The organism is Streptococcus sp. 20925_1_69 (assembly GCF_041432365.1).
Classification (GTDB): Bacteria; Bacillota; Bacilli; order Lactobacillales; family Streptococcaceae; genus Streptococcus.
On record NZ_JAPVZL010000007.1, the window covers coordinates 63,525 to 88,447 of the forward strand.

A 24,923-nucleotide genomic window follows, 5' to 3' on the forward strand; every position below is an offset into this window, starting at 1 on the left:
AATCGCCAAAGAAGATAGGAAAATCAGGAGCATTGTGTGAGTCTCTTCTTGAAAAAAACACAAAATTTTGCTAGAATGAGTCTTATGAAAACATTCTATGATGTGCAGCAATTCCTCAAACGATTTGGTATTATTGTTTATATGGGAAAACGCTTATATGATATTGAACTGATGAAGTTGGAACTCTCTCGAATTTACGATGCAGGGTTGATGGACAAATTAGACTATCTAGAGGCAGAAGCAGTTCTTCGCAGAGAGCACAAGGTAGAATTGGATTATATTGAGAAAAATGGAGAAATGAACTAATGGTTACTTGGATTTTGTGGGCACTTATACTAGCAATGTTGGCGTGGATGGGCTTTAACTATCTCCGTATTCGTCGTGCGGCTAAAATCGTAGACAATGAGGAGTTTGAAGCCTTGATTCGTACGGGTCAATTGATTGATTTGCGCGACCCAGCTGAATTCCACAGAAAACATATCCTTGGTGCACGCAATATTCCTTCAAGTCAGTTGAAGACTAGTCTTGCAGCCCTTCGTAAGGAGAAACCTGTCCTTCTTTACGAAAACCAACGTGCGCAACGTGTCACAAATGCGGCCCTTTACTTGAAAAAGCAAGGTTTCTCTGAGATTTATATCCTTTCTTATGGATTGGATTCTTGGAATGGAAAAGTGAAGACTAGCTAACCTTATTTCCAAATTAGTCGAATGATAGAATGAAGCTATTGTTTTATAGTATAATTAATTTGTATAAAATTTAAGGAGTTCTTAGAACATGAAAGAAAAGAAGAAAAATCCACTTTTTGTGGGTATCTTGTCGATTATTCTTGGTTTGTTATTTCCAATTGTAGGCCTGATTTTGGGGATCATAGGATTGGTCTTGGCTTTTTCATACCAAAAAGAATCTGGACTAGACTATAAAACAGAAAAAATTCTCAACATCTTAGGACTTGTGGTTTCTGTACTTAACTGGATTGTAGCCGTCGCAGTATTTTTTAGATAAGCAATAAACAAAAAGCTTTTTTCTTTTATCCACTTTTCTCTAAGTAGTTTTTAATAATTTTCAATTCCTCTTGGTTCAAGGGACGGTATTGACCTTCTGCTAGTTCTGGGTCTAATGTAAAGTCACCGAACTGAACTCGTTTGAGAGAGACAACCTTGACACCAACCGAGAGGAACATTTTCTTAACCTGGTGAAATTTCCCTTCTGAAATGGTGATAGAGGCTTGACTGAGGGAAGGACTTGCAGAAAGAATCTCTAGTCTTGCAGGTTTACAGACAGTACCATCTAAAAAGACAATTCCCTTTTGAAAGGCTTGGACATGGTCAGGTGTTAGAAGTCCATTAACCTCAACATGATAAGTCTTATCGACATGATATTGGGGATGAAGGAGTTGAAATCCCAAGGGACCGTTATCGGTCAGGAGGAGGAAGCCAGTCGTATCTCGGTCCAGTCGGCCGACGGCATAGAGCTTGTCAGACTGGATGTCAGGTGGAAGGAGGTCCATGACGGTAGGGAGTTCCTTATCTTTATTGGCTGTAACGACACCAGTAGGCTTATGAAGCATAAGGTAGGTGTGCTCGTAACCTTGAATGATACGGTCCTGAAAAAGAAGTTCTTGTAGTCCTGTATCGATATTTTGAGCTAGGAAGCGGGCTGGGCAACCATCGACTAGAATTTCTCCTTTAAGTAAGGCTTGTTTCATGGCCTTTCGGCTAACTTTTTCTTGGGCTAATAAATTATCTAAACGCATACTGTGCCTATCCTATCATAAGTCGCTTGCTTTGAAAAGGCTTGATGTGAAAAGAAAAGCGGAGTGAAAACATTTACACTTGCTTGAATTATGTTATTTACTTGAAATTATGGTATAATCGTTCAGTTAGAAAATAAATTTTGAATATTATAGAGGAAATCATGACAAAATTAAGAGAAGATATCCGTAACATTGCGATTATCGCCCACGTTGACCACGGGAAAACAACCCTCGTTGACGAATTATTGAAACAATCAGAAACGCTTGATGCACGTACTGAATTGGCTGAGCGTGCTATGGACTCAAACGATATCGAGAAAGAGCGTGGAATTACCATCCTTGCTAAAAATACAGCTGTTGCCTACAACGGAACTCGTATCAACATCATGGACACACCAGGACACGCGGACTTCGGTGGAGAAGTTGAGCGTATCATGAAAATGGTTGACGGTGTTGTCTTGGTCGTAGATGCCTACGAAGGAACAATGCCACAGACTCGTTTCGTATTGAAAAAAGCCTTGGAACAAGATCTTGTCCCAATCGTGGTTGTTAACAAAATCGATAAACCATCAGCTCGTCCAGCAGAAGTAGTGGACGAAGTCTTGGAGCTTTTCATCGAACTTGGTGCAGATGACGACCAGCTTGACTTCCCAGTGGTCTATGCTTCAGCGATCAACGGAACTTCTTCATTATCAGATGATCCAGCTGACCAAGAAGCTACTATGGCACCAATCTTTGACACAATTATCGACCATATCCCAGCTCCAGTAGATAACTCAGATGAGCCTTTGCAGTTCCAAGTATCACTTTTGGACTACAATGACTTCGTTGGACGTATTGGTATCGGTCGTGTCTTCCGTGGTACAGTTAAAGTTGGGGACCAAGTTACCCTTTCTAAACTTGATGGCACAACTAAAAACTTCCGTGTTACAAAACTCTTTGGTTTCTTTGGTTTGGAACGTCGTGAAATCCAAGAAGCAAAAGCAGGTGACTTGATTGCCGTTTCAGGTATGGAAGATATCTTTGTCGGTGAAACTATTACTCCGACAGACGCAGTTGAAGCTCTTCCAATCCTACACATCGATGAGCCAACTCTTCAAATGACTTTCTTGGTTAACAACTCACCATTTGCTGGTAAAGAAGGTAAATGGGTGACTTCTCGTAAGGTGGAAGAACGCTTGCAGGCAGAATTGCAAACAGACGTTTCCCTTCGTGTTGACCCAACTGATTCACCAGATAAATGGACTGTTTCAGGACGTGGAGAATTGCACTTGTCAATCCTTATCGAAACAATGCGTCGTGAGGGATATGAACTTCAAGTATCTCGTCCAGAAGTTATCGTAAAAGAAATCGATGGTGTCAAATGTGAGCCATTTGAACGTGTTCAAATCGACACTCCAGAAGAATACCAAGGTTCTGTTATCCAAAGCCTTTCTGAACGTAAGGGTGAAATGTTGGATATGATTTCAACTGGTAATGGTCAAACTCGTTTGGTCTTCCTTGTTCCAGCGCGTGGTTTGATTGGATACTCAACTGAGTTCTTGTCAATGACTCGTGGTTACGGTATCATGAACCATACCTTTGACCAATACTTGCCATTGATTCCAGGGGAAATTGGTGGTCGTCACCGTGGTGCCCTTGTTTCTATCGATGCTGGTAAGGCTACAACTTACTCAATCATGTCTATCGAAGAACGTGGTACGATCTTTGTCAACCCAGGTACTGAGGTTTACGAAGGAATGATTATCGGTGAAAACTCTCGTGAAAACGACTTGACAGTTAACATCACTAAGGCTAAACAAATGACCAACGTCCGTTCAGCTACTAAGGACCAAACGGCTGTTATCAAGACTCCTCGTATCTTGACACTTGAAGAGTCTCTTGAGTTCTTGAACGACGATGAGTACATGGAAGTAACTCCTGAGTCTATCCGTTTGCGTAAACAAATCCTTAACAAGGCAGAGCGTGAGAAAGCTAACAAGAAGAAAAAATCAGCTGAATAAGAGCTAGAAAGAGATAAAAATGGTTTATTTAATCATAGGACTCCTCTTATTACTACTCTATGTATTTGCGACACCAGAAAGCATTAAAGGGACTGTCAATATCGTCCTTGTCGTCTTTGCTTTTGTAGCACTCTTGATTTTGCTCATGTTGTCAGTTCTGCAAATCTTTCAGCTACCCACAGAATTCTTTATTGCAATCGCGATGCTCTTCCTAGCATACTTTAGCTTGCGAGATATTACCCTCATGTCGGTCAGTAAAAGTAAAAGAAGATAAAAAGAGAGTTTTGGCTCTCTTTTTGCTTGTTAGAATGCTGAATCTGAGCATTTTCGTTTAGAATTATTTCCATAAAAATGGTAAAATAGTAAGAGTAGAAATGGAGTTCGAGACATGAAAGTAATAGATCAATTTAAAAATAAGAAAGTCCTTGTTTTAGGTTTGGCCAAGTCTGGTGAATCTGCAGCTCGTTTGTTGGACAAGCTAGGTGCCATTGTGACAGTAAATGATGGGAAGCCTTTCGAGGACAATCCAGCAGCGCAAAGTTTGCTGGAAGAAGGGATCAAGGTCATCACAGGCGGTCATCCTTTGGAACTCTTGGATGAAGAGTTTGCCCTTATGGTGAAAAATCCAGGTATCCCCTACAGCAATCCCATGATTGAAAAGGCTTTGGCTAAAGGTATCCCAGTTTTGACTGAGGTGGAATTGGCTTATTTGATTTCAGAAGCGCCAATTATCGGTATCACAGGTTCAAATGGTAAAACAACCACAACGACGATGATTGGGGACGTTTTGACTACTGCTGGCCAACATGGTCTCTTATCAGGCAATATCGGCTATCCTGCCAGCCAGGTTGCTCAAACAGCGACAGACAAGGACACTCTTGTTATGGAACTTTCTTCTTTCCAACTCATGGGTGTTCAAGAATTCCATCCTGAGATTGCGGTTATTACCAACCTCATGCCAACTCATATCGATTACCATGGCTCATTTGAGGAATATGTGGCAGCTAAGTGGAATATTCAAAACAAGATGACAGCGGATGATTTTCTTGTCTTGAACTTTAACCAAGACTTGGCAAAAGAATTGGCTAGCAAAACACAAGCAACTGTTGTTCCATTTTCAACACTTGAAAAGGTTGATGGAGCTTATCTGGAAGATGGTCAACTCTACTTCCGTGGTGAAGTGGTCATGGCAGCTAGTGAAATCGGAGTTCCAGGTAGCCACAATGTGGAAAATGCCCTTGCGACTATTGCAGTAGCCAAGCTCCGTGGCGTGGACAATCAAACCATCAAGGAAACTCTTTCAGCCTTTGGTGGGGTGAAACACCGTCTCCAATTTGTGGATGAAATCAAGGGTGTCAAGTTCTATAATGATAGCAAGTCAACCAATATCTTGGCTACTCAAAAAGCCTTGTCAGGATTTGACAACAGCAAGGTCATCTTGATTGCAGGTGGTTTGGACCGTGGTAATGAGTTTGATGAATTGGTGCCAGACATTACTGGACTTAAGAAGATGGTCATCCTCGGTCAGTCTGCAGAACGTGTCAAACGGGCAGCAGACAAGGCTGGTGTGGCTTATGTGGATGCGACTGATATTGCAGATGCGACCCGCAAGGCCTATGAGTTTGCGACTCAAGGAGATGTGGTTCTTCTCAGTCCTGCCAATGCCAGCTGGGATATGTATGCTAACTTTGAAGTACGTGGCGACCTCTTTATCGACACAGTAGCGGAGTTAAAGGAATAATATGAAAAAAATTGTCTTTACAGGTGGGGGGACGGTTGGACACGTTACCCTCAATCTTTTGTTAATGCCCAAATTCATCGAAGATGGCTGGGAAGTCCACTATATCGGGGACAAGCGTGGTATTGAACACCAAGAAATCCTCAAGTCAGGCTTGGATGTCACCTTTCATTCCATTGCGACTGGGAAATTGCGTCGTTATTTCTCTTGGCAAAATATGCTGGATGTATTTAAAGTTGGCTGGGGAATTGTCCAATCGTTCTTTATCATGTTACGAATTCGTCCACAGGCTCTTTTTTCAAAGGGGGGCTTTGTCTCAGTACCGCCTGTTATCGCTGCGCGTGTGTCAAGAGTGCCTGTCTTTATTCACGAATCTGACCTATCTATGGGCTTGGCCAATAAAATTGCCTATAAATTTGCGACGAAGATGTATTCAACCTTTGAGCAAGCTTCAAGTTTGGCTAAGGTTGAGCATGTGGGAGCAGTGACCAAGGTTTCAGACCAAAAAACTCCAGAACCAGATGAATTGGTGGATATCCAAACCCACTTTAATCCTAAATTGCCAACTGTATTGTTTGTCGGTGGTTCTGCAGGTGCTCGTGTCTTTAACCAATTGGTGACAGACCATAAGCAAGAACTGACAGAGCGTTACAATATTATCAATCTAACTGGAGATTCTAGCCTGAACGAGTTGAGCCAAAATCTCTTTCGTGTTGACTATGTGACCAATCTCTATCAACCCTTGATGGAATTGGCTGATATTGTTGTGACACGAGGTGGTGCCAATACGATTTTTGAGCTCTTGGCCATGGCAAAATTACATGTTATTGTGCCACTTGGTCGTGAAGCTAGTCGTGGTGACCAGATTGAAAATGCGGCTTACTTTGTTAAGAAAGGCTATGCAGAAGAGCTTCAAGAAAGCGATTTGACCTTGGATAGTTTGGAAGAGAAACTTTCTCACTTACTAAGCCACAAGGAAGACTATCAAGCTAAGATGAAGGCTTCTAAGGAATTGAAATCTCTAGCAGATTTTTATCAACTATTGAAAAACGATTTATCATAAGGAAAGTAAATGTCAAAAGATAAGAAAAATGAGGGCAAAGAAATCCTCAAAGAATTTAAAGAGTTATCAGAATGGCAGAAACGAAACCAAGAATATCTAAAAAAGAAGGCTGAAGAAGAGGCGGCCCTAGCTGAGGAGAAGGAAAAGGAAAGACAGGCTCGAATGGGAGAAGAATCTGAGAAGTCAGAGGAAACTGAAGACAAAGAGAGTGAGCCTGAGCCAAAAGTTTCAGAATCAGCCAAGGAAGATGCGGAAGAAAAAGCAGAAGAGTCAGAAGACGTCAAAAAAGAAGTATCCAAAGAGAAATCAAAGTCTACAGAGAACGAGGAACAGGATAAAAAGCTTGCTAAAAAGGCTACAAAAGAAAAATCAGCCAAAGCAAAGATTCCTGGCCTCCATATCTTACGAGCCTTAACGATTTTATTTCCAAGTCTGCTTTTATTGATTGTCTCTGCCTACTTACTCAGTCCTTATGCGACTATGAAGGATATCCGTATTGAGGGAACGGTTCAAACTACGGCTGATGATATTCGACAGGCTTCAGGCATTCAGGATTCGGATTATACGATTAACCTTCTGCTAGACAAGGCAAAATATGAAGAGCGGATCAAGTCTAATTATTGGGTTGAATCAGCTCAGCTTGTCTATCAATTTCCAACCAAGTTTACTATCAAGGTTAAAGAATACGATATTGTGGCCTACTATGTTTCTGGTGAAAATCATTATCCAATCCTTTCAAGCGGTCAGCTTGAGACTAGTGCTGTGAGCTTGGTGAGTCTGCCAGAAACTTATTTATCAGTTCTCTTTAATGATAGTGAACAAATCAAGGTTTTTGTCTCAGAACTTGCTCAAATTAGCCCAGAACTCAAGGCGGATATCCAAAAGGTGGAATTAGCCCCAAGCAAGGTAACTTCCGATTTAATTCGATTGACCATGAATGATTCGGACGAAGTCTTGGTTCCCCTTTCTGAAATGAGTAAGAAACTGCCTTATTACAGCAAGATTAAGCCTCAATTGTCAGAACCTAGTGTGATTGACATGGAAGCTGGAATTTACAGTTACACAGTGGCGGATAAATTAATTATGGAGGCTGAGGAGAAAGCCAAACAAGAGGCTAAGGAAGCTGAGAAAAAGCAGGAAGAAGAACGTAAACGTTTAGAAGAAGAAAAGAAAAAACAAGAGGAACAGAGCAATCGAAACCAAACGACCCAGCGTTCACCGCGTCGCTAGGTTTACCTTTTCTCTTATAGTTCTTTAGTAACCATGTTTTTACTTGACAAGTGCTGATAGAAATAATAGAATAGTAAAAAACCTTTAAAGCAGTCCAGAGAGGCAGCTAAGGTTAGACGGTGAAAGGGTGGAGACTACCCATTTTTCGTGGAACCTTGCTGTTGGCAGGTTCCTTTTTTCGTGGCTTCTGTTGCCCAGACTCTCTCACTAGCAAAGGTAAAAGGAGAAACCTATGCGAGAACATCGTCCAGTTATTGCTCTTGATTTTCCTAGTTTTGAGGCGGTCAAGGAATTCTTAGCTCTTTTTCCAGCAGAAGAAAGCCTTTATCTTAAGGTAGGGATGGAGCTTTATTATGCAACGGGGCCTGAGATTGTGTCTTACTTGAAAGGCCTGGGGCACAGTGTCTTTTTGGATCTCAAACTTCATGACATTCCCAATACAGTCAAGTCAGCAATGAAGGTCTTGTCTCAGCTTGGTGTGGATATGACCAATGTTCATGCGGCTGGGGGGGTAGAGATGATGAAGGCTGCGCGTGAAGGCCTTGGAAACCAAGCCAAATTGATCGCTGTCACTCAGCTGACCTCAACATCGGAAGCTCAGATGCAGGATTTTCAAAATATCCAAACCAGCCTGCAGGAGTCTGTCATTCATTATGCTAAGAAGACAGCTGAAGCTGGCTTGGATGGTGTCGTTTGCTCGGCTCAGGAAGTACAAGTCATCAAGCAGGCTACCAGTCCAGAGTTTATCTGTCTGACACCGGGTATTCGTCCAGCAGGAGCTGCAGTTGGAGATCAAAAACGCGTGATGACACCTGCTGATGCCTATCAAATCGGCAGTGACTATATCGTAGTGGGACGTCCCATTACCCAAGCTGAGGATCCTGTTGTAGCTTATCATGCTATCAAGGATGAATGGAACCAAGACTAGAATTAAAGAAATAGATTAGAAAAACAAAAGGAGAAGACCATGACACTTGCTAAAGATATCGCTAGCCACCTCTTGAAAATTCAAGCCGTATACCTCAAACCAGAGGAGCCTTTCACTTGGGCATCTGGTATCAAGTCACCGATTTACACTGATAATCGTGTGACACTAGCCTATCCAGAAACTCGTACCCTAATTGAAAATGGCTTTGTGGATGCTATTAAAGAAGCCTTTCCAGAGGTAGAAGTGATTGCAGGAACTGCGACAGCAGGGATTCCTCACGGAGCCATCATTGCTGATAAGATGAATTTACCATTTGCCTACATCCGTAGCAAACCAAAAGACCATGGAGCTGGTAATCAAATTGAAGGCCGTGTAGCTCAGGGTCAAAAAATGGTAGTGGTTGAAGACCTCATTTCAACTGGTGGTTCTGTTCTCGAGGCCGTAGCAGCCGCTAAACGCGAAGGAGCAGATGTGCTTGGAGTAGTAGCGATTTTCAGCTACCAATTGCCAAAAGCAGATAAGAACTTTGCGGATGCTGGCGTGAAATTGGTAACACTTTCAAACTATAGTGAGCTTATCCATCTAGCCCAAGAAGAAGGCTATATCACACCAGAAGGACTCGATCTTCTAAAACGCTTTAAAGAAGACCAAGAAAATTGGCAAAATGCTTAAGACATAGAAAATCAGGTAGTCACTAGGCTTACCTGATTTCTTTTTGTGATTTCATGAGTATTAGTCGACTTTTCCACCTTCAACAACTAGGTCATCTGCTTTAGCAGCGTCACCGTAGGTTGGGTGGAGTGTTTTTTCATAGGCCTTGTGGAAGAAGTTTTCCTTATCTAATTTTTCAATATCTTTATTGAGGAAGTCTAGCAATTCTTGGTTCCCTTTTTGAACTGCCGCTGCAATGGTATCTGGATTACCGAGGGAAGTAATTCCTACTTCAAATCCTTTGTTTTCAAGCGCCCAAGCTAGGACTTCCGTATTGTCAGTTGAAAAGGCATCTCCACGTCCGTCAAGAAGGGCTTGGTAAGAGTCGCTGTATTGGTCGTATTTTTGAAGTTTGATTTCTGGATGATTTTTTTCAAAATAAGTCTCAGCCGTCGTTCCTTTTGTGACAATCAAGGTTTTACCTTCAAGTTGTTTGACGTCTGTAATGAGACCAGTCTTAGGTGATACGACACCCAGAGAAACTTTCATATATGGAAGGGCAAAATCAACTTGTTTCTTGCGTTCGTCAGTTACTGTAAAGTTGGCAAGGGTAATATCCACCTTGTTTGAAATCAAGTATTCAGCACGGTTGGCAGCATCGACTGAAACGTATTTAACCTTGACACCTAGGTCTTGGGCCAGCTGGTTTCCCAACTCGATGTCGTAACCTTGATAAGAACCGTCATTGTCAACATAACCAAATGGTTTCTTGTCTCCAAATACGGCGATTCGTAGCTCACCGCTTTTTTTGATTTCATCGATAGTGCGAGCCTTGGCAGTGGTTTTTCCAGATGATGAACCAGCATTTCCACCTGAGCTACAAGCTGTAACAAAGATGAGGGCAAAGGCAAGTGCCAAAACAGTTAAGAGTGGTTTGAGTAGTTTCATAAAAATCTCCTTTATAGATATGAGCCAAATTGGCTAAAGTCAAAGACGTTTAAAAATTCCTGAGCTCGTTTGGTTTGCGGATTGGTAAAGAAGGCTTGAGCCGTTCCTTCTTCAGCGATTTTCCCTTGGTCGAGGAAGATAATCCGATCGGCAATAGCTTGGGCAAACTGCATTTCATGGGTTACTAAAATCATGGTGCGACCTTCTTGAGCTAAATCATTGATAAGTTCTAGAACCTCACGCACCATTTCTGGATCCAGCGAAGCAGTCACTTCGTCAAAAAGGATGATTTCTGGATGCATGAGGAGGGCACGAACAATTGCAACCCGTTGCTTCTGTCCACCAGATAATTGACGGGCAAAGCTATGTTGTTTGTCTAGCAAACCAACACGCTCCAGTAGTAGCAGAGCTTCTTCCGTTACTTCCTTCTTGTCGCGTCCCTGAGCCTTGATAGGACCTAGGATGAGGTTTTGTAGGACATCCAGATGGGGAAAGAGTTCATAACTTTGAAAGACCATGCCAATCTTTTGGCGAACTAGGTGAAAGTCTTTTTTATTTTCAACGATAGACTGACCGTCCAGAAGAATATCTCCACCTTGAATACTTTCTAAGCCGTTGAGACAACGAAGGAGGGTACTTTTCCCACAACCAGAGGGTCCTAGAATGACGACAACTTCCCCTTTTTTGATTTCTAGAGAAAGTCCTTGGAGGATGGGATTGTCTCCGAAGGATTTTTTTAGTTCCTTGATTTCTAAGATAGTTTCAGACATTTAGTTCCTCCAATGTTTTTCTAGGTGTGTGGATAGTTTGGAAATAGGAAAGCAGACTGCGAAATACAAGACTAGAATGGTTCCATAAATCCAAAAGGAAGCGGTTGGGATGGTCAAGCGATTGCTATCGATGATTTGTTGTCCAACCTTGGTCACTTCAACAACCCCAATCAAAACGACCAAGGAAGTAGTTTTAATCATCCGAGTGACAAGATTGATGGCTTGTGGAAGTAATCTTCTCAAGACTTGTGGGATGATGATGTGGTAGTAAAGTTGAACATTGGTTAAACCTAGCGCCTGTCCACTTTCAAACTGATGCTTAGGGAGGGAAGTGATGGCTCCACGTACCAAGTCTCCCATTTCAGCTGTTCCCCAGAGGGTAAAAACGATAATAGCTGAAGTCTCACCTGAGATATTGATATTAAAGTTTCGAGCTAAGCCAAAGTAAACGATGAAGAGCAACACCAGCTGGGGCATGATACGGATAAATTCCAGATACAATCGTGTTAAAAATCGTATGATTCTAGAATGGGAGGTCATGATGATTCCCATGACTGTTCCGAACATCATGGATAAGAGGACAGAAAGGATGGATATACCAATCGTAACGCCCAATCCCTGTAAGATTCTCAAGAGATTATTTCCCTGAAAGAGTACTTGGATTCCCGAATCCTGCATGGCGGAGCCTCCTTTCTATCCAGCTAAAGACCAGTGAGATGGGGAGAAGCATGATCAGATAAGCAACTACCAACATAGCAAGCGCGATGTCTGTTTCATAGTAGAGCCCAATCAAGTCTTTGGCGACGTACATGAGGTCGGCCAAAGCTACTGCTGAGAAAACAGAGGTTTCCTTGATGAGGAAAATGACATTGGCACTAAAAGACGGTAGGGCCACCGCTGTTGCTTGCGGAAGAACCACATAGCGAAAGACCTGTACAGGTGTCAGACCGATGGCTAGGCCAATCTCCTGCTGGGTTTGACTGACAGCTTCCAGCCCACTTCGGAAAGATTCTGCCATATAGGAGCCTCCTAAAAAGACCAGTCCTAAAGTGGCACAGACTTCTGAAGATAGGACAATCCCGATTCGGGGAAGTCCGAAGTAGAGAAAGAAGAGTTGAATCAAAAGGGGCGTATTGCGTGACAATTCAATATAGGCTGTCGCTACTTGCGCCAAAACAGGGATGCGGTAATGCCGGATGATACTAACGATTAAGCCGAGCAGAAAGGATCCCAGAATACCCCAAACTGCAATATGCAAGGTTAGAAAGAATGCCTTTTGATATAGTGGTAGATATTGTTCAACAATGGACCAATCCAAAAATAGAACCTCCTATCTAGAAATAATACAGTTATTGTAGCACTTAAAATCTCCTTTGGATAATATCTATTTTTTATTGCCGTTATAAGGATTTTTTATCATAGACATAAAATTTCTGAAATTTCCAAACAAAATATTTGAAAAGTTTTGAAAAAAGAGTTAAGATATTTTTGTAATATACAAAGTAAACGCTTACTTATTAAGGAGGGCATTTTATGTCATACAAAACAAGCAATGCAGAAGGTCATGTAGATTTCATCAATACCTATGATTTGGAGCCAATGGCGCAACAAGTTATCCCTAAAGCAGCATTTGGCTATATCGCTAGTGGGGCGGAAGATACTTTCACTTTGCGTGAGAATATTCGTGCCTTTAACCACAAGCTCATCGTTCCTCATACACTTTGCAATGTAGAAAATCCAAGTACAGAGATTGAATTTGCAGGTGAAAAATTGTCTTCACCAATCATTATGGCGCCTGTTGCAGCTCATAAATTGGCAAATGAACAGGGGGAAGTGGCGACTGCGCGTGGTGTGCATGAGTTTGGGTCCCTCTATACAACTAGTTCCTACTCTACTGTCGATCTTCCAGAAATTACAGAAGCCCTTCAAGGGACACCTCATTGGTTCCAATTTTACTTTAGTAAAGATGACGGGATTAACCGCCACATCATGGACCGTGTGAAGGCTGAAGGCTACAAAGCGATTGTCTTGACAGCAGATGCTACTGTAGGGGGCAATCGTGAGGTGGACAAGCGTAATGGTTTTGTCTTCCCAGTTGGCATGCCGATTGTTGAAGAATACCTGCCAGAAGGTGCTGGTAAATCAATGGACTTTGTTTACAAATCAGCTAAACAACGCTTGTCTCCACGTGATGTAGAATTTATCGCTGAATACTCAGGACTTCCTGTTTATGTCAAGGGACCACAATGCCGTGAGGACGTTGAACGTTCGCTTGCTGCAGGTGCCTCTGGTATCTGGGTAACCAACCACGGTGGCCGTCAAATCGACGGTGGACCAGCTGCATTTGATTCACTTCAAGAAGTAGCTGAAGCAGTTGATAAACGTGTGCCAATCGTCTTTGACTCAGGTATTCGTCGTGGTCAACACGTCTTTAAAGCTTTGGCTTCAGGAGCAGACTTGGTAGCTATTGGTCGCCCTGTTATCTATGGCTTGGCCCTTGGTGGTAGTGTCGGTGTACGCCAAGTCTTTGAACACTTGAATGCAGAATTGAAGACAGTCATGCAGTTATCTGGAACTCAGACTATTGAAGATGTCAAACACTTCAAACTCCGTCATAATCCTTACAACCCAACCTTCCCAGTTGACCCACGTGACTTAAAATTGTATTGATAAAAGAGATTGCCTCCACTGAATGTGGAGGTTTTTGTTTGTGTTTTAAACACTTTTGAAATGAAGATTTTAAAAAAAGAAAAAGATTCGATTTTTATAGTTGACAAATGTAGATTTTTGAAGTATACTAATAACTGTAATCGACAAATGTAGATTTTGGAGGTGTACTAATGCAGATTTCAGATGCAGAATGGCAGGTCATGAAGATTATTTGGATGCAAGGGGAACAGACCAGTACGGATTTGATCAGGGTTCTGGCGGAGCGGTTTGACTGGTCCAAGTCCACGATTCAAACTCTTTTGGCTCGTTTGGTTGAGAAAGAGTGTCTGACTCGAAAAAAAGAAGGCAAGTCCTTTGTTTATTCAGCCCTTTTAACTCTAGACCAAAGTCGGGATTTACTTGTCCAAGATATCAAAGACAAGGTTTGTTCCCGTAGGATTAAGAATTTGTTGGCTGATTTGATTGATGAATGTGATTTTACTCTGGCTGACTTGGAAGACTTAGAAGCTGTGATTTCTAAGAAGAAATCAAGCGCTGTGACAGAAGTAAAATGTAATTGTATGTAAAGGAGACGTCATGTTAAATAGTATTGTAACCATTGTGTGTATTGCCCTTATCGCGTTTATCTTGTTTTGGTTTTTCAAAAAGCCTGAAAAATCTGGACAAAAGGCCCAGCAAAAAAAAGGCTACCAAGAGATTCGAGTGGAGGTCATGGGGGGCTATACGCCTGAGTTGATTATCCTCAAGAAATCAGTGCCAGCCCGCATTGTCTTTGACCGCAAGGATCCTTCACCATGTTTGGACCAAATTGTTTTTCCAGATTTTGGTGTACATGCGGACCTGCCAATGGGTGAAGAGTATGTAGTGGAAATTACACCTGAGCAGGCTGGAGAGTATGGTTTCTCTTGTGGCATGAATATGATGCACGGCAAGATGATTGTAGAATAGGAGAATAATATGACTGAAATTGTAAAAGCAAGTCTTGAAAATGGTGTTCAAAAAATCCGTATCACGGCAGACAAAGGCTACCATCCAGCTCATATACAGCTTCAAAAAGGGATTCCAGCTGAGATTACCTTTCATCGAGCAACTCCTTCAAACTGTTACAAGGAAATTCTGTTTGAAGAAGAAGGCATCTTGGAACCAATCGGCGTAGATGAGGAGAAAGTCATTCGTTTTACACCTCAAGAATTAGGTCAACATGAATTTTCTTGTGGCATGAAGATGCAAAAGGGGAGTTATACCGTAGTTGAGAAGACTCGAAAATCTCTATCACTTTTACAGCGTTTTTGGATTACTAGTATCTTTACTGTGCCTCTTGTGATTCTCATGATTGGGATGTCGACAGGAGGAATTAGTCACCAAGTTATGCGTTGGGGAACCTTTTTAGCCACAACACCGATTATGCTAGTAGCAGGTGGTCCTTATATCCAAAGTGCTTGGGCTAGTTTTAAAAAGCACAATGCCAACATGGATACCTTGGTTGCTCTGGGAACCCTAGTGGCCTATTTCTATAGCTTAGTTGCCCTCTTCGATGGCCTCCCCGTTTACTTTGAAAGTGCTGCATTTATCTTCTTCTTCGTTCTTATGGGAGCCGTTTTTGAGGAGAAAATGCGGAAAAATACTTCCCAAGCTGTGGAGAAATTACTTGACTTGCAGGCTAAAACTGCAGAAGTCTTGCGTGAGGATAACTATGTTCAAGTCCCTTTGGAGCAAGTCAAGGTAGGTGACCTGATTCGAGTGCGTCCCGGTGAAAAGATTGCGGTTGATGGTGTCGTAGTAGAAGGTATCTCTAGTATTGATGAGTCTATGGTGACAGGTGAGAGTCTGCCTGTGGACAAGACAGTTGGAGATACTGTCATTGGTTCAACCATCAATAATAGTGGAACACTTGTTTTTAGAGCAGAAAAAGTTGGTTCAGAAACTGTTTTGGCTCAGATTGTGGATTTTGTGAAGAAAGCTCAGACAAGTCGTGCGCCGATTCAGGACTTGACGGATAAAATTTCAGGGATTTTTGTCCCAGCAGTTGTCATTTTAGGGATTGTGACCTTTTGGGTTTGGTTCGTCTTGCTCAGAGATAGTGTAGTTGTGCTTGGGGCGAGCTTTGTGTCTTCTCTTCTCTATGGAGTAGCAGTTCTGATTATTGCCTGCCCTTGTGCATTGGGACTTGCAACACCGACAGCCCTTATGGTGGGGACAGGTCGCAGTGCCAAGATGGGAGTTCTCCTCAAAAATGGAACGGTTCTACAGGAAATCCAGAAAGTTCAAACGATTGTCTTTGATAAGACCGGGACTTTGACGGAAGGGAAACCTGTGGTAACAGATATCATCGGCGACGAAGTAGAAGTGCTTGGATTGGCAGCTTCCTTGGAAGAAGCTTCTCAACACCCACTGGCTGAAGCCGTTGTGAAACGAGCGAGTGAAGCTGGACTTGAGCTTCACACTGTTGAAAATTTCCAAGCCTTGCACGGAAAAGGTGTCTCAGGGCAAATCAATGGAAAACAAGTTTTGCTTGGAAATGCTAAAATGCTAGATGGTATGAACATTTCTAACAATTATCAAGATAAACTAGAACAACTGGAAAAAGAAGCTAAGACAGTTGTTTTCTTGGCTGTGGACAATGAAATCAAAGGCTTGCTTGCTCTGCAAGATATTCCTAAGGAAAATGCTAAGCTTGCCATCAGTCAGTTGAAAAAACGAGGTCTTAAAACAGTCATGCTGACAGGAGACAATGCAGGTGTGGCGCGTGCCATTGCCGATCAGATTGGAATCGAAGAGGTCATTGCAGGTGTCTTGCCAGAAGAAAAAGCCCATGAAATCCATAAACTACAAGCGGCTGGCAAAGTAGCCTTTGTTGGGGACGGTATCAATGACGCTCCTGCCCTCAGTGTAGCAGATGTTGGAATTGCTATGGGAGCTGGAACAGATATCGCTATCGAGTCAGCAGATTTGGTGTTGACAACCAATAACCTCCTAGGCGTGGTGCGTGCATTCGACATGAGTAAGAAAACCTTTAATCGAATTCTGCTCAATCTTTTCTGGGCCTTTATCTACAATGTCGCCGGAATTCCGATTGCAGCAGGAGTCTTTTCTGGTGTTGGACTGGCCCTCAATCCAGAACTGGCAGGCCTAGCCATGGCCTTTAGTTCTGTATCCGTTCTGACTAGTTCACTCTTACTAAACTTTAGTAAAATAGATTAAAAGCGGGCTTGCTCGCTTTTTATACTCTTCGAAAATTTCTTCAAACCACGTCATCTTTATCTGCAACCTCAAAGCTGTTCTTTGAGCAACCTGCGGCTAGTTTCCTAGTTTGCTCTTTGATTTTCATTGAGTATTATAAAACAGAAACTAAAAACGTTTTCAAACTGTACTGCAATAGAGAATAAAAACTTCTGAGCAGATTCTTAGTAAAGTCAAAATAAATGTGATAAATTAGTATTGTAAAAATTTACTGAAACGTTTTCAAAAACTATATGAAACCTTTTTTAGTAGATTTAAAAATATTTGAAGGAGAGTTATCATTATGACTCAAGGGAAAATTACTGCATCTGCAGCAATGCTTAATGTATTGAAAACATGGGGCGTAGATACAATCTACGGTATCCCATCAGGAACACTCAGCTCATTGATGGACGCTTTGGCTGAAGACAAAGATATCCGCTTCTTGCAAGTTCGCCACGAAGAAACAGGTGCTCTTGCAGCGGTTATGCAAGCTAAATTCGGCGGCTCAATCGGGGTTGCAGTTGGTTCAGGTGGTCCAGGTGCGACTCACTTGATTAACGGTGTTTACGATGCAGCTATGGATAACACTCCATTCCTAGCGATCCTTGGATCACGTCCAGTTAACGAATTGAACATGGATGCTTTCCAAGAATTGAACCAAAACCCAATGTACAACGGTATCGCTGTATACAACAAACGTGTAGCTTACGCTGAGCAATTGCCAAAAGTTATTGACGAAGCTTGTCGTGCTGCAGTTTCTAAAAAAGGTCCAGCTGTTGTTGAAATCCCAGTAAACTTCGGTTTCCAAGAAATCGACGAAAACTCATACTACGGTTCAGGTTCATACGAACGTTCATTCATTGCTCCTGCTTTGAACGAAGTTGAAATCAACAAAGCTGTTGAAATCTTGAACAATGCTGAACGTCCAGTTATTTACGCTGGTTACGGTGGTGTGAAAGCTGGTGAAGTGATTACTGAATTGTCACGTAAAATCAAAGCACCAATCATCACAACTGGTAAAAACTTTGAAGCCTTTGAATGGAACTATGAAGGTTTGACAGGTTCTGCTTACCGTGTTGGTTGGAAACCAGCCAACGAAGTTGTCTTTGAAGCAGACACAGTTCTTTTCCTTGGTTCAAACTTCCCATTTGCTGAAGTTTACGAAGCATTCAAGAACACTGAAAAATTCATCCAAGTCGATATCGACCCTTACAAACTTGGTAAACGTCATGCCCTAGACGCTTCAATCCTTGGTGATGCAGGTCAAGCAGCTAAAGCTATCCTTGACAAAGTGAACCCAGTTGAATCTACTCCATGGTGGCGTGCAAACGTTAAGAACAACCAAAACTGGCGTGATTACATGAACAAAATCGAAGGTAAAACTGAGGGTGAATTGCAATTGTACCAAGTTTACAATGCAATCAACAAACATGCTGATCAAGACGCTATCTACTCAATCGACGTAGGTGACACTACTCAAACATCTACTCGTCACCTTCACATGACACCTAAGAACATGTGGCGTACATCTCCACTCTTTGCGACAATGGGTATTGCACTTCCTGGTGGTATCGCTGCTAAGAAAGACAATCCAGATCGCCAAGTATGGAACATCATGGGTGATGGTGCATTCAACATGTGCTACCCAGACGTTATCACAAACGTTCAATACGACCTTCCAGTTATCAACGTTGTCTTCTCAAATGGTAAATATGCCTTCATCAAGGACAAATACGAAGACACAAACAAACACTTGTTTGGTTGTGACTTCCCTAATGCTGACTATGCGAAAATCGCTGAAGCTCAAGGAGCTGTTGGATTTACAGTTGACCGTATCGAAGACATCGATGCAGTTGTTGCAGAAGCTGTTAAATTGAGCAAAGAAGGTAAAACTGTTGTGATCGATGCTCGCATCACTCCACACCGTCCACTTCCAGTAGAAGTACTTGAATTGGATCCAAAACTTCACTCAGAAGAAGCAATCAAAGCCTTCAAGGAAAAATACGAAGCAGAAGAACTCGTACCATTCCGTCTCTTCTTGGAAGAAGAAGGATTGCAATCACGCGCAATTAAATAATTTCTCTCGTCGAAAACTAAAGATAAATTTATAGACTTCTTTATTAGGTTACTGCCGACGATTCCATCATTGAAACCATAAATTTCAATGATGGAATCTAGTGTGGAGCCTAGAAAAAGTCCCAAAGGATTTTTCGTAGTTTGATGAGCAAAGATTTGCCATCAAACTTGGTTCCACCTTATTTATTCTTTGATTTTCATAGAGAGAAACTTGAAAAGATCGGAGCAATCCGGTCTTTTTATGGAGGATAGTAAATGAATTTAAATCAATTAGATATTATCGTTTCAGATGTTCCCCAAGTCTGTGCTGACTTGGAGCATATCTTGGATAAAAAGGCAGATTATGCTGATGATGGTTTTGCTCAGTTTACGATTGGCAGTCACTGTCTGATGTTGTCCCAAAATCATTTGATTCCTTTAGAAAACTTTCAGTCAGGAATCATTCTTCATATCGAGGTTGAGGATCTAAATCAGAATTACCAACGGTTGAAAGAGATTGGTGTCGAGATTTTACACGGTATTTGTGAAACGGATTGGGGGACAGAGTCCTTATTAGTTAAAGGCCCTGCTGGTCTAGTGATTGATTTTTATCGTATGAAATAGGACATAGTAGAGTTTGATTGCAAACAAAAGTTATAGCATAAGAAGGGATTTATTCACTATTTTTATAAAATCTTCTCCCTACTTTATAAGATATGAAAAAGAGTTCAATTAGATGGAGCTTTTTGCTATAATGAGGGAGAAAAATCAGATAGGAGATTGACATGTCAGAACCATTATTTTTACAATCAGTTATGCAAGAAAAAATCTGGGGTGGTACCAAGCTACGTGATGAGTTTGGTTATGACATCCCAAGTGAAAAAATCGGAGAATATTGGGCCATATCAGCCCATCCAAATGGCGTCTCTAAAGTTGCCAATGGTCGCTTTGAAGGAACAGATCTAGCTACTTTGTATGCAGAACACCGTGAATTGTTTGGTAATCGTCCAGACTCTGTATTTCCACTTTTGACTAAGATTCTGGATGCCAACGACTGGCTCAGCGTCCAAGTTCACCCAGATGATGCCTATGGACTCGAGCATGAAGGCGAACTCGGAAAAACAGAATGCTGGTACATCATCGCTGCGGATGAAGGTTCAGAGATTATCTACGGGCATAATGCCAAATCAAAAGAAGAACTCCGCCAGCAAATTGAGGACAAGAATTGGGATGCTTTGTTGACAAAAGTACCAGTTAAAGCTGGAGATTTCTTCTATGTGCCAAGTGGCACTATGCATGCTATTGGTGCGGGCATCTTGATTCTTGAAACGCAACAGTCTAGTGATACCACCTATCGCGTCTATGACTTTGACCGCAAGGACGATAATGGAAACTTGCGTGAACTTCACCTTGAAAAATCTATCGATGTTTTAAACATTGGAGAGCCTGCCAATAGCCGTCCTGTGACTGTCAAAGCAGATGATTTACGATCAACTTTACTTGTGTCCAACGATTTCTTTGCAGTCTACAAGTGGGAAATCGATGGAAAAGTTGACTTCGAAAAGACAGCTGATTACAGCTTGTTGAGTGTCTTAGCCGGTCAAGGTCAGCTAACTGTTGATGGAAAGAACTATCCAATCCAAAAAGGCAGCCACTTTATTCTACCAAGTGATGTTGAAGTTTGGACTCTGGAAGGGCAAGGTTTGGAATTGATTGTTAGTCATCCATAAAAAAGAAAGGGCCTGAGTTTACTACTCAAGTCCTTTTTGATTACATAAATTGGGCGATGAAGACCACGATGATGATGATTGGAATGATGAAACGAAGAAGGAAGAGCCAGACTTGGAACAGTCCCTGTTTCCATGCTGTTTCATCAAGATGCAGTTCCTCCATAGCAAGAGCCTTTTTAAAGATGTAGCCTGTAAAAAGTGAAAGGCAGAGAGCTCCAAATGGCATGAGGAGATTGGAAACCAAGAAGTCCATAGCGTCAAAGAAGGTCTTCCCAAAAATGTGAACATCCGCCATGACACTGTAAGAAAGGGCTGAAGGAATTCCAAAGACAAAGGTCAAAATTCCTAAAATCACACTCCACTTAGCACGTTTGCTGTTGTCCTGATTAGTGATATTCCCCACATTGATTTCCAGCATAACGACAGAAGAAGTGACCGTCGCAAAGAGGAAGAGCAGGAGGAAGAGGATGTAGAAAATGGTTCCCAAAGGCATCTTGTCAAAGAGTTGAGGCAAGACGATAAAGAGCAGGCTCGGTCCCCCTTCAGACTGGATATTGAAGGCTGACATGGCTGGGAAAATGGCTAGACCCGCCATGATGGATACCGAGATGTTCATAGCTACAATGGAAATTCCTGACTGGACTAGATTGGTTTTCTTGTCCAAGTAAGAAGCATAGGTCAGCATGGCTGTGACACCTAGTGAGAGGGCAAAGAAAGATTGTCCTAGAGCATAGAGGAGACCTGCACTTGTTAGCTTAGAGAAGTCTGGTTTGAGGAAGTAAAGAACGCCTTCCGTGGCATTTGGCAAGCTGAGAGAGCGGCCGATGATGACGACAAAGATGATAAAGAGCAGGGGCATCATAACCTTAGATGCTCTTTCAATCCCTTTTTGAACCCCACGTGATACAATAAAGATGTTCAATAGGATAAAGGCTGCTTGAGCTCCGAGGGCAATGACTGGACTTGAAATGATTGAAGTAAATAATTGAGCATAATCCCCCGTTCCACCAAGCTGGAACAATTTTCCAAACTCAATGCCTAGATAGACTAAAATCCAGCCCCCAATAACACTGTAAAACGATAAAAGGATAAAGAGGGCAAAGGCACCAATCCAACCGATAAAGTTATAATTGCTATTCTTGCCGAGTTTTCCAAAGGTTTTGATAGCTGAAACACCAGCACTTCGGCCGAGGGCAAACTCAGCTAGCAAAAGGGGAAAACCGATTAGAATAGTGGAAATGAGAAAGACCAGTAAAAAGCCTCCTCCACCGTTAGCAGCAGTCATATAAGGGAATTTCCAAACGGCACCAAGGCCGATGGCTGAACCAGCAGATGCTAGGATAAAGCCCAGTTTAGAACCCCATTGCGATTTTTCAGACATAGTTAAACTCCTAAAATTAGTGTTCCAAAAGAAAAAGCTACTGCCCTTGGCAAATAGCCTCATAAGTACTCAAGATGAGCGTTTCTTTTGATTGATAGACTTGACTATCCTATCATGTTTTCTAAGGTCTGTCAAGAAAACCATTTTCATGTTATGATAAAGTAAAAAAAATTCACAAAAACGCTTGACTCTGACCTAAGGGGAGGGGTTATACTATCAATGTAAGGAGGAAATCATGTACCATATAAAAGAAGCTGCGCAGCTTTCGGGCGTCTCTGTCAAGACCCTACACCACTACGATAAGATAGGACTTTTGGTTCCTTTAAAGTCGGAAAATGGCTATCGAACCTACAGTCAGAAGGATTTGGAACGCCTTCAGGTCATTCTTTACTATAAATATCTAGGCTTTTCTTTAGAAAAAATAGCAGAGCTATTAAAGGAAGATAGATCAGACTTATTGCCTCATTTGACCAGGCAGTTGGACTATTTGACTCGAGAGAGGGAACATCTGGATACCTTGATTTCAACCTTGCAAAAAACCATTCAAGAACAAAAAGGAGAAAGAGAAATGAGCATTCAAGAGAAATTTGCTGGATTTAACTACCAAGACCATCAAAAATACCACCAAGAGGCGGTAGAGAAATATGGACAAGAAGTCATGGACCAAGCGCTGGAGCGCCAAAAAGGTCACGAAGACGAAGCTACGGCTGCTTTCAATCAAGTCTTTCGAGCCTTGTCACAAAATCTTCAAGCTGGTCTACCTGTAACAGCAACCGAAAATCAAGAAGAAGCAGCCAAACTCTTGCAAGCTATTCGTACTTATGGATTTGACTGCTCTATTGAGGTATTCGGTCATATCGGTAAAGGCTACGTCTACAACCCAGAATTTAAGGAAAACATTGACAAATTTGGATCTGGAACAGCCCAGTACACGTCAGATGTCATTGCTCACTATGTCCAAACTCAGACAAAATAAAATCGGAGGAGTATTATTCCGATTTTTACTAAATTCAAGCACTACTTGCTTAATAATTTTTCTACTACATTTAGTTTTCGCATGGTCAAATCTACATTAAAAAGCTTTTCAAGATAGTTGGTATGGAGTTTCTTTTGTTTTGCAGTTCTAGGGAGATAGAGGTAAAGACAATGGTTACCGATACAAATTTCTTCTTCACCGTAATCAATTTTCAATTTTTCTAAAGGGAGACTTTGAATAGCTTCTTGATAAAAAATCACGTGTACACGGTCATAAAGATAGTGTTCTCCAAAAGGGTTTTCTTGGACAATTTTTTTAAAATCACTTTTGTTCTTGATTACCATTTTTAAGTCAGCACCAATATTTTCATTTATTAGAGTATGAACACGTTCTCGTATTTTTTCTATATCTAAGTCACTTTCAAGAATGATATTCCCACTTTGAATATAGGTTCGAACGTGTTGAAAACCAGCTTCTGTCAAGATATCTACTAGATAAGACATTTTAGGGACAGCATTTTTTCCATTAGGAGTAACTCCCCTTAACAAGATAATATGTTCCAAAGGACTTCCTTTCTTTTGGGGCTGATTTAGCCATTGAATAATTTAGATTTAGTTTGGATTTGATCCCGCCACCCAGCCAGTGCAGAGGGCAGAAGTGATGTTAAAACCACCCGTGTGGGCGTTGATATCCAGTACCTCACCAGCAAAGTGGAGGCCAGGTACCAGCTTACTTTCCAGGGTTTTAGGATTAATTTCCTTGAGACTGACGCCACCCTTAGTAACAAAGGATTTGGCAAGAGACATTTTACCAGTTACAGGAATTTTAAGTTCCTTGATGGACTGGAGAAGTTGTTCTCGTTCCTTTTCAGTCAACTGTTTGACTTTTTCTGGATATCCTTGCGCAAAAAATTCTGCCAAGCGTTCTGGCAACAAGGTTCTTAAAGCATTTTTCAAGGATTTTTCCCGATTTTCTTCTAGAAATGTAGCCAAGTCCTTCTCAGAAAGTTGAGGTAAAACATCTAGCGAGAGAACCTCCCCACCCTTGACAAAGCTGGACATACGCAGGGCAGCAGGGCCTGACAAACCAAAGTGGGTAAAGAGCAAATCGTGAGTGATAACATGCTTACCATAGCTTAGGGTCACATCGTCCAATGAAATTCCTTGCAAGGCCTTGTGTGGAAAATCTGTCAACAAAGGACTTTCAGCAGCCTCAAGCTCGGTAATGGTATGCTTGAAATGACGAGCAATCTCGTGGCCAAAACCAGTCGAGCCAGTGGAAGGATAGGATTTCCCACCAGTTGTGACAATGAGTTTCTCACAAGTGAAGCTTTGGTCTACGGACTTAAGGACAAATTGGTCATCTACCTTTTTAACCGAAACAATCTCGGTTTGAGTAGCAACTTGGCCGCCTAGCTCAGTGATTTTCTTTTCCAAGGCCTCTATAATTGTCCGAGACTTGTCAGTAGCAGGAAAGACGCGTCCGTGGTCCTCGACCTTAAGTTTAACCCCATTTTCCGTAAAAAAGTTAATGATATCATGGTTATCAAACTGGGAGAAGACACTATAAAGAAAGCGTCCGTTCCCAGGGATTCCAGCTAGTAGGTCATCTAGAGTTCCGTTGTTGGTTACATTGCAACGTCCCCCACCAGTCCCAGCTAATTTTTTTCCAAGTTTCCGATTTTTTTCGATGAGGAGGGTTTTCTGACCATAAAAGCTACTGGAAATCGTAGCCATCATGCCAGCAGGACCTCCACCGATGACAATAGTATCAAAATGTTTCATAGCTCTATTGTACCACAAAAA

At 41.9% G+C, this 24,923-nt stretch carries 26 protein-coding genes; 18 read left to right on the top strand and 8 right to left on the bottom strand.

The genetic code is table 11. The features are described 5' to 3' along the window. Positions 1–36: 36 nt before the first annotated feature. From O3601_RS06265 to O3601_RS06275, 3 genes are all read left to right on the top strand, one after another. Positions 37–306 carry a YqgQ family protein gene (locus tag O3601_RS06265; RefSeq protein ID WP_004261684.1) on the top strand — a complete coding sequence of 90 codons (270 nt, stop codon included), beginning with the start codon at positions 37–39 and terminating at the stop codon, positions 304–306. Further along, positions 306–686 carry a rhodanese-like domain-containing protein gene (locus tag O3601_RS06270; RefSeq protein WP_371471817.1) on the top strand — a complete coding sequence of 127 codons (381 nt, stop codon included), beginning with the start codon at positions 306–308 and terminating at the stop codon, positions 684–686. The genes O3601_RS06265 and O3601_RS06270 overlap by 1 nt, the downstream gene beginning before the upstream one ends. An 88-nt stretch (positions 687–774) precedes the next feature. Then, a complete protein-coding gene (locus tag O3601_RS06275) occupies positions 775–1,002 on the top strand; it encodes a hypothetical protein (protein ID WP_371471820.1) in 228 nt (75 codons plus the stop codon). 25 nt (positions 1,003–1,027) lie between these two features. Here the strand turns inward: O3601_RS06275 and O3601_RS06280 are convergent, their stop codons facing one another. After that, positions 1,028–1,753, bottom strand: coding sequence for a 16S rRNA pseudouridine(516) synthase (locus tag O3601_RS06280; RefSeq protein WP_371471822.1), 726 nt, complete (start codon positions 1,751–1,753; stop codon positions 1,028–1,030). A gap of 161 nt (positions 1,754–1,914) precedes the next feature. Here O3601_RS06280 and typA point away from each other — a divergent pair, with 161 nt between their 5' ends. From typA to pyrE, 7 genes are all read left to right on the top strand, one after another. Beyond that, positions 1,915–3,756, top strand: a complete 1,842-nt coding sequence (typA, locus tag O3601_RS06285) for a translational GTPase TypA (RefSeq protein ID WP_000164111.1) — start codon at positions 1,915–1,917, stop codon at positions 3,754–3,756. A gap of 19 nt (positions 3,757–3,775) precedes the next feature. Next, positions 3,776–4,030: a DUF3165 family protein gene (locus O3601_RS06290; RefSeq protein ID WP_000262673.1), complete on the top strand. Its 255-nt coding sequence runs from the start codon at positions 3,776–3,778 to the stop codon at positions 4,028–4,030. Positions 4,031–4,144: 114 nt separating this feature from the next. Further along, positions 4,145–5,497 (top strand): UDP-N-acetylmuramoyl-L-alanine--D-glutamate ligase, encoded by a 1,353-nt coding sequence (murD, locus tag O3601_RS06295; protein WP_261105550.1) that lies wholly within the window; start codon positions 4,145–4,147, stop codon positions 5,495–5,497. 1 nt (position 5,498) lies between these two features. Further along, positions 5,499–6,557 carry a UDP-N-acetylglucosamine--N-acetylmuramyl-(pentapeptide) pyrophosphoryl-undecaprenol N-acetylglucosamine transferase gene (locus O3601_RS06300; protein WP_261105552.1) on the top strand — a complete coding sequence of 353 codons (1,059 nt, stop codon included), beginning with the start codon at positions 5,499–5,501 and terminating at the stop codon, positions 6,555–6,557. 9 nt (positions 6,558–6,566) lie between these two features. Next, the gene (locus O3601_RS06305) at positions 6,567–7,787 is read left to right on the top strand and encodes a cell division protein FtsQ/DivIB (RefSeq protein WP_371471834.1); all 1,221 of its coding nucleotides are present in this window, start codon (positions 6,567–6,569) and stop codon (positions 7,785–7,787) included. 232 nt (positions 7,788–8,019) lie between these two features. Then, positions 8,020–8,715: an orotidine-5'-phosphate decarboxylase gene (pyrF, locus tag O3601_RS06310; protein WP_371471837.1), complete on the top strand. Its 696-nt coding sequence runs from the start codon at positions 8,020–8,022 to the stop codon at positions 8,713–8,715. Positions 8,716–8,754: 39 nt separating this feature from the next. Then, positions 8,755–9,387 carry an orotate phosphoribosyltransferase gene (pyrE, locus tag O3601_RS06315; protein ID WP_000170897.1) on the top strand — a complete coding sequence of 211 codons (633 nt, stop codon included), beginning with the start codon at positions 8,755–8,757 and terminating at the stop codon, positions 9,385–9,387. 60 nt (positions 9,388–9,447) lie between these two features. Here pyrE and O3601_RS06320 read toward each other — a convergent pair whose 3' ends face one another. Genes O3601_RS06320 through O3601_RS06335 form a run of 4 tightly spaced genes read right to left on the bottom strand, consistent with a single transcriptional unit; the run spans position 9,448 to position 12,402 of the window. Continuing rightward, positions 9,448–10,314 carry a cysteine ABC transporter substrate-binding protein gene (locus O3601_RS06320; protein WP_371471839.1) on the bottom strand — a complete coding sequence of 289 codons (867 nt, stop codon included), beginning with the start codon at positions 10,312–10,314 and terminating at the stop codon, positions 9,448–9,450. Positions 10,315–10,325: 11 nt separating this feature from the next. Continuing rightward, entirely contained in the window at positions 10,326–11,084 is a 759-nt protein-coding gene (locus O3601_RS06325) for an amino acid ABC transporter ATP-binding protein (protein ID WP_261025527.1), read from the bottom strand. Then, positions 11,085–11,762, bottom strand: coding sequence for an amino acid ABC transporter permease (locus tag O3601_RS06330; RefSeq protein ID WP_001154146.1), 678 nt, complete (start codon positions 11,760–11,762; stop codon positions 11,085–11,087). After that, positions 11,722–12,402 (bottom strand): amino acid ABC transporter permease, encoded by a 681-nt coding sequence (locus O3601_RS06335; protein WP_173253625.1) that lies wholly within the window; start codon positions 12,400–12,402, stop codon positions 11,722–11,724. Before O3601_RS06335 ends, O3601_RS06330 begins: the two co-directional genes overlap by 41 nt. Before the next feature lie 215 nt (positions 12,403–12,617). On the opposite strand from O3601_RS06335, the gene lctO reads away from it, so the two are divergent. From lctO to manA, 7 genes are all read left to right on the top strand, one after another. Continuing rightward, positions 12,618–13,754 carry an L-lactate oxidase gene (gene lctO / locus O3601_RS06340; protein ID WP_000120723.1) on the top strand — a complete coding sequence of 379 codons (1,137 nt, stop codon included), beginning with the start codon at positions 12,618–12,620 and terminating at the stop codon, positions 13,752–13,754. A 170-nt stretch (positions 13,755–13,924) separates the two neighbouring features. Next, positions 13,925–14,320, top strand: a complete 396-nt coding sequence (locus tag O3601_RS06345; RefSeq protein WP_371471842.1) for a CopY/TcrY family copper transport repressor — start codon at positions 13,925–13,927, stop codon at positions 14,318–14,320. A 10-nt stretch (positions 14,321–14,330) separates the two neighbouring features. Continuing rightward, positions 14,331–14,702 (top strand): cupredoxin domain-containing protein, encoded by a 372-nt coding sequence (locus O3601_RS06350; protein WP_000935076.1) that lies wholly within the window; start codon positions 14,331–14,333, stop codon positions 14,700–14,702. 9 nt (positions 14,703–14,711) lie between these two features. Continuing rightward, positions 14,712–16,955, top strand: coding sequence for a heavy metal translocating P-type ATPase (locus tag O3601_RS06355; RefSeq protein ID WP_371471844.1), 2,244 nt, complete (start codon positions 14,712–14,714; stop codon positions 16,953–16,955). A 322-nt stretch (positions 16,956–17,277) separates the two neighbouring features. Beyond that, on the top strand, positions 17,278–19,053 hold the full coding sequence (spxB, locus tag O3601_RS06360) for a pyruvate oxidase (RefSeq protein ID WP_261033212.1): 1,776 nt from the start codon (positions 17,278–17,280) through the stop codon (positions 19,051–19,053). Positions 19,054–19,307: 254 nt separating this feature from the next. Then, the gene (locus O3601_RS06365) at positions 19,308–19,655 is read left to right on the top strand and encodes a VOC family protein (RefSeq protein ID WP_261012598.1); all 348 of its coding nucleotides are present in this window, start codon (positions 19,308–19,310) and stop codon (positions 19,653–19,655) included. A 161-nt stretch (positions 19,656–19,816) separates the two neighbouring features. Then, positions 19,817–20,761, top strand: a complete 945-nt coding sequence (gene manA, locus O3601_RS06370) for a mannose-6-phosphate isomerase, class I (RefSeq protein WP_371471847.1) — start codon at positions 19,817–19,819, stop codon at positions 20,759–20,761. Positions 20,762–20,801: 40 nt separating this feature from the next. On the opposite strand, the gene O3601_RS06375 is transcribed toward manA, so the two are convergent. Continuing rightward, positions 20,802–22,142: a sodium-dependent transporter gene (locus O3601_RS06375; RefSeq protein WP_371471849.1), complete on the bottom strand. Its 1,341-nt coding sequence runs from the start codon at positions 22,140–22,142 to the stop codon at positions 20,802–20,804. Between the two features lie 235 nt (positions 22,143–22,377). Between O3601_RS06375 and O3601_RS06380 the strand changes: the two genes are divergently transcribed. Then, entirely contained in the window at positions 22,378–23,118 is a 741-nt protein-coding gene (locus tag O3601_RS06380; RefSeq protein WP_371471851.1) for a MerR family transcriptional regulator, read from the top strand. A 41-nt stretch (positions 23,119–23,159) separates the two neighbouring features. Here the strand turns inward: O3601_RS06380 and O3601_RS06385 are convergent, their stop codons facing one another. Continuing rightward, entirely contained in the window at positions 23,160–23,681 is a 522-nt protein-coding gene (locus O3601_RS06385; RefSeq protein ID WP_000400056.1) for a DUF1697 domain-containing protein, read from the bottom strand. Positions 23,682–23,729: 48 nt separating this feature from the next. Continuing rightward, a complete protein-coding gene (locus O3601_RS06390) occupies positions 23,730–24,902 on the bottom strand; it encodes an NAD(P)/FAD-dependent oxidoreductase (protein ID WP_000680067.1) in 1,173 nt (390 codons plus the stop codon). Between the last annotated feature and the right edge of the window lie 21 nt (positions 24,903–24,923).